The sequence below is a fragment of the Methylopila musalis genome (genome assembly GCF_042679725.1).
GTDB lineage: Bacteria > Pseudomonadota > Alphaproteobacteria > Rhizobiales > Methylopilaceae > Methylopila > Methylopila musalis.
Genome location: NZ_JBHTMX010000200.1, coordinates 1 through 4,993 on the forward strand (window position 1 = coordinate 1; position 4,993 = coordinate 4,993).

4 protein-coding genes are annotated in these 4,993 nt (G+C 72.0%); 2 read left to right on the forward strand and 2 right to left on the reverse strand.

Annotated elements, in window-relative coordinates:
• Positions 1-123 precede the first annotated feature (123 nt).
• Both ACFQ4O_RS14950 and ACFQ4O_RS14955 read right to left on the reverse strand, forming a co-directional pair.
• Entirely contained in the window at positions 124-1,554 is a 1,431-nt protein-coding gene (locus tag ACFQ4O_RS14950) for a LutB/LldF family L-lactate oxidation iron-sulfur protein (protein ID WP_378776718.1), read from the reverse strand.
• Positions 1,551-2,327, reverse strand: a complete 777-nt coding sequence (locus tag ACFQ4O_RS14955; protein WP_378776720.1) for a (Fe-S)-binding protein — start codon at positions 2,325-2,327, stop codon at positions 1,551-1,553. The genes ACFQ4O_RS14950 and ACFQ4O_RS14955 overlap by 4 nt, the downstream gene beginning before the upstream one ends.
• A gap of 217 nt (positions 2,328-2,544) precedes the next feature.
• Here ACFQ4O_RS14955 and ACFQ4O_RS14960 point away from each other — a divergent pair, with 217 nt between their 5' ends.
• Together ACFQ4O_RS14960 and ACFQ4O_RS14965 are read left to right on the forward strand one after the other, a co-directional pair.
• Positions 2,545-3,990, forward strand: coding sequence for an FAD-linked oxidase C-terminal domain-containing protein (locus ACFQ4O_RS14960; protein ID WP_378776722.1), 1,446 nt, complete (start codon positions 2,545-2,547; stop codon positions 3,988-3,990).
• The coding region (locus ACFQ4O_RS14965) for an FAD-binding protein (protein WP_378776724.1) at positions 3,987-4,993 on the forward strand (1,007 nt) is incomplete at its 3' end. The genes ACFQ4O_RS14960 and ACFQ4O_RS14965, both read left to right, overlap by 4 nt.

The window sequence follows — 4,993 nt, forward strand, 5'->3', positions numbered from 1 at the left end:
GAACCACGCCGATGGGCGGCGCCGCGAGGCGGTCCTGCACCACCTTCAGCCGGGGCCGCTCCGCGCCGGTCGCGCCGAGCGACCGGCGGACGGCGCCCATCACCTGATCCCGCGCGCTCATGGTCATCGCTTCGCCCTTTCCGCCCGCCAGCGGGCCTGGAACGTGCCGCCTTCGGGCGCCGCGAGGTCGCGCGTCGCCGTCCAGCCCTTCGCAAGGGGCAACGAACGGAAGCGGCCCCTGTTCCGTCCGAGCCAGCCGAGCGCGGCCGCGGCGGTCCGCGTCGCGAGCCGGTAGAGCCGCGGCCGGGTGGCGAAAAAGCCCCACAGCCCGAGGCCGTAGCGCACCGGCGCCGGCGAGAGGTGGCGCTCGAACTCTCGCTCGCGCCAGTGCCGCATCAGCTTCGGCAGCGGGATGCGCACCGGGCAGACGCTCTCGCAGCGGCCGCAGAAGGTGGAGGCGTTGGGCAGGTGGCCGGCCTTGTCCACGCCGATCAGCGACGGCGACAGCACCGAGCCCATGGGGCCGGGATAGACCCAGCCATACGCGTGGCCGCCGACCGCGTGATAGACCGGGCAGTGGTTCATGCAGGCGGCGCAGCGGATGCAGCGCAGCATCTCCCGGAACTCGCCGCCGAGCATGGCCGAGCGGCCGTTGTCCAGCAGCACCACATGGTACTCCTCCGGCCCGTCCGGGTCTTCCGCCCGGCGCGGCCCGGTGGAGAAGGTGGTGTAGACCGACATCTCCTGCCCCGTGGCCGAGCGCGCCAGCACGCGCAGCATCTGCGCCGCGTCGTCGAGGGTCGGGACCAGCTTCTCGATCGAGGCCAGCACGATGTGGACCCTCGGCAGGGTCTGGCTGAGGTCGCCGTTGCCCTCGTTGGTGACGATGATCGAGGTTCCGGTCTCCGCCACCAGGAAGTTCGCGCCGGTGATCCCGACGTCGGCGGCGAGGAAGCGGGCGCGCAGCATGGCCCGCGCCTCCGCCAGCAGCGCCTCCGGAGCGGACAGGTCGCGCCCGTCCGGCAGGCCGTCGTGGGCGGCGCGGAAATTGGCCTCGATCTGGTCGCGGTTGAGGTGGATCACCGGCGCCACGATGTGGCTCGGCCGCTCCCCGCGCAGCTGGATGATGTATTCGCCGAGATCGGTCTCGACGGGGGTGACGCCGATCGCCTCCAGATGGGCGTTGAGGTCGATCTCCTCGGAGACCATGGTCTTGCCCTTGACCACGGTGCGGGCGCCGACCCGGCGGCAGATGTCGGCCACGATCTCCCGGGCGTCGGCGGCGGTGGACGCGAAATGCACCTGGCCGCCGGCCTCCGTCACCTTGCGCTCATAGGCCTCCAGATAGAGGTCGAGATGGGCGAGCGTGTGGTTCTTGATGTCGCGCGCGGAGTCTCTGAGCGCCTCGAACTCCGGCAGCTTGTCCGCCGCCTTGCGGCGCTTGAGGATGAAGCCGGTCTCCACATTGCCGAGCGCCCGCTGCAGCGCCGGGTCGTGCAGCGCCGCGTGGGCGTTGGCCTTGAAGGCGGGCGAGGTCGGCGCGTGGGCGGTCACGGGCGGCTGTCCGGCTCGCCGATGGCCGGCCCGTCGGCCATGCCCGCCAGCACCTCGGCCACGTGGCGCACCCGGGTGGCGCTGCCCTGCCGCTGCAGCTTGCCGGCCATGTTCATGAGGCAGCCGAGATCGCCGGCGAGCAGCGTGGCGGCGCCGGCGCCCTCCACGTTCGCAGCTTTCTTGGCGACGATGGCGTCGGAGATCTCGCCGTACTTCACCGCGAAGGTCCCGCCGAAGCCGCAGCAGACGTCGGAATCCTTCATCTCGGTCAGCGTCAGGCCCTCGACGCTTTCCAGCAGCCGGCGCGGCTGGTCGCGCACGCCGAGCTCGCGCAGGCCCGAACAGCTGTCGTGATAGGTGACCGCGCCGTCGAACCGGGCCGCGACGCTCGTTACCCCGCGCACGTCGGTGAGGAAGGACACCAGCTCATGGGTCTTGTCCGCCAGCGCCTGAGCCCGGCGGGCGAGGTCCGGCTCGCCGGCGAACAGTTCCGGCACGTGGCGCTTCAGCATGCCGGCGCAGGAGCCGGACGGCGCGACCACGTAGTCCACGCCCTGAAACGCGTCGAGCAGCCCAAGCGCGATGGCGCGCGCGGTGGCACGGTCGCCGGAGTTGAAGGCCGGCTGGCCGCAGCAGGTCTGCTCCGGAACCACCACCTCGCAGCCCGCGTCCTCGATCAGCTTGGCGGCCGCGAAGCCCACGGACGGTCGGATCAGATCCACGAGGCAGGTGGCGAACAGACCGACCCGCGGCCGCGGACCCTGCGAAGACATCACTTGATAACGACTCCAGCCGGACCGACAAAGGTCAGCCGCATGAGATGGATGGTCGAGCTTGACCCCAAGCGCCCGCAGGCGCAAGCCATGGGACCTTAAGCGGATCGTCCGGCTACCGGCCGCGGCCGGGCGCCCTAGATGGCGTCGTTGGCCGTAACGCCCGCGTGAACGACGACCGCCGGTCAAGGCGGCCTCCGGGAGGAGCACGACACCCATGTCCGGTATCGCCATGCCCGCGCCCGACCCCACGATCCTCGCCCGCCGCGACGCCATCGTCGCGGGGCTCCAGGCGCTGGTGGCGGGCGAGGGCGTCATCACCTCCGAGATCGAGCGCCGCGCCTTCGAGACCGACGCGCTCACGGCCTATCGCCGGCTGCCGCTGGCGGTGGTGCTGCCCGCCACCACCGAGGAGACGGCGGCGGTGATGCGCTACCTCTACGCCCAAGGGGTGCCGATGGTGCCGCGGGGCGCGGGCACCTCGCTCGCGGGCGGCGCGCTGCCGCAGGAGGACGCTGTGGTGATCGGCGTCTCCCGTATGTCGAAGGTGCTGGAGGTCGACCTGCCCAACCGCACGGCGCGGGTGCAGACCGGCGTCACCAATCTGGGCGTGTCGGCGGCCATCGCCCATGAAGGCTTTTTCTACGCGCCCGACCCCTCGTCCCAGCTCGCCTGCACCATCGCCGGCAACGTGGCCATGAACTCCGGCGGCGCCCATTGCCTGAAATACGGCGTCACCACCAACAACCTGATGGGCGTCACCTTCGTGACCGTGGAGGGCGAGATCATCGAGATCGGCGGCGACGCCATGGACGCGGCCGGGCTCGACCTGCTGGGGCTGATCTGCGGCTCCGAAGGCCAGTTCGGCATGGTGACCGAGGCCACGCTGCGCATCCTGCCGCTGGCGGAGGGCGCGCGGCCGATCCTGTTCGGCTTCCCCTCGCCCGAGGCCGCCGGCGCCTGCGTCGCCGCGGTGCTCGGCGCCGGCGTGGTGCCGGTGGCGATCGAGTACATGGACCGGCTCGCCATCGACATCTGCGAGGACTTCGCCAAGGCCGGCTACCCCCGCGACGTGGGCGCCATGCTGATCGTGGAGGTGGAGGGCTCGCCCGCCGAGATCGACGAGCAGCTCGTCCGCATCGCCGCCATCGCGAAGGGCCACGGCATGACCCACATGCGCGAGGCCAGGACCCCGGCCGAGGCCGCCGCGATCTGGAAGGGCCGCAAATCCGCCTTCGGCGCCATGGGCCGCGTCTCGGACTACATCTGCATGGACGGCACCATCCCCACCGGGCGCCTGCCGGAGGTGCTGGCCCGGATCGAGGCCATCTGCGAGGCGCAGGGGCTGAAGGTCGCCAACATCTTCCACGCCGGCGACGGCAACCTGCACCCGCTGGTGCTCTACGACATGAACGACCCGGTCTCGCTCGCCAAGGCCGAGAAGGCCGGCGAGGACATCCTGCTCGCCTGCGTCGAGGTCGGCGGCTGCCTCACCGGCGAGCACGGCGTCGGCATCGAGAAGCGCGAGCTGATGACCGCCCAGTTCACCCGGATCGAGCTAGAGCAGCAGATGCGCGTGAAAAGCGCCTTCGACCCCAAATGGCTGATGAACCCCGCCAAGGTGTTCCCGCTGGAGAACCGGCTGACGGAGCAGGCGGCGTGACCCTGGCGGCGGACGTCACAGCCCCCTTCGACGAGGCCGGGATCGAGACTGTGATCCGCGAGCAGGTGGAGACGCGGGCGCCGCTTGCGATCTGGGGCGCGGGCACGCGCGCGGGGCTGGGGCGGCCGGTCGAGGCCGCAGCGGCCCTGTCCACTGCGCGTCTGACCGGCGTCACGCTGTTCGAGCCGTCGGAGCTGGTGATTGCGGCGAAGGCCGGCACGCCGATCGCCGAGGTGGAGGCGGAGCTCGCGCGCGCAGGCCAACGGCTCGCCTTCGAGCCGTTCGACCACCGGCCGCTCTATGGAACGGCGGGCGAGCCCACCATCGGCGGGCTGGTGGCGACCAACGCCTCCGGCCCCCGCCGGGTGCAGACCGGCGCGGCGCGGGACGCGCTGATCGGCGTGCGCCTCGTCACCGGACGCGGCGAGACCATCCGCGCCGGCGGGCGGGTGATGAAGAACGTCACCGGCTACGACATCACCAAGCTCGCGGCCGGCTCCCACGGGACGCTCGGCGTCGTCACCGAAGCGACCTTCAAGACCCTGCCCATCGCCGAGAGCGAGACCACGCTCGTGATTCAAGGCCTCGATGACGCCCATGGCGTGGCGGCGCTCTGCGCCGGCATGGGCTCGCCGTTCGAGGTCAGCGGCGCGGCGCATCTGCCGGGCGCGGGCGGCGCGCCGTCGCGCACGCTGCTGCGGCTGGAAAACTTCGCGAACCAGTTGCGCTACCGGGCGAACGAACTCGCCGACCGGCTGCTCAGCTTCGGCGCGGCCGACCGGCTTGCGCCCGACGACAGCCGCGCGCTCTGGCGCTCGGTGGCGCAGGCCGCGCCCCATCTCGGGTCCCCCGACCGGGCGGTGTGGCGCGTGTCGGTCGCGCCCACCCGCGCGCCGGGGCTGATCGCGCTGCTGGGCGATCTGGCGCTGGCGCACGTTTACGACTGGAGCGGCGGGCTGATCTGGATCGCGACCCCCGCCGAAGGCGACGCCGGCGCGGGGCG

Bases quoted from the DNA above. Each gene is read 5' to 3' on its own strand.
- ACFQ4O_RS14955 (WP_378776720.1), bottom strand. From the start codon at position 2,327: ATGTCTTCGCAGGGTCCGCGGCCGCGGGTCGGTCTGTTCGCCACCTGC.
- ACFQ4O_RS14960 (WP_378776722.1), top strand. From the start codon at position 2,545: ATGTCCGGTATCGCCATGCCCGCGCCCGACCCCACGATCCTCGCCCGC.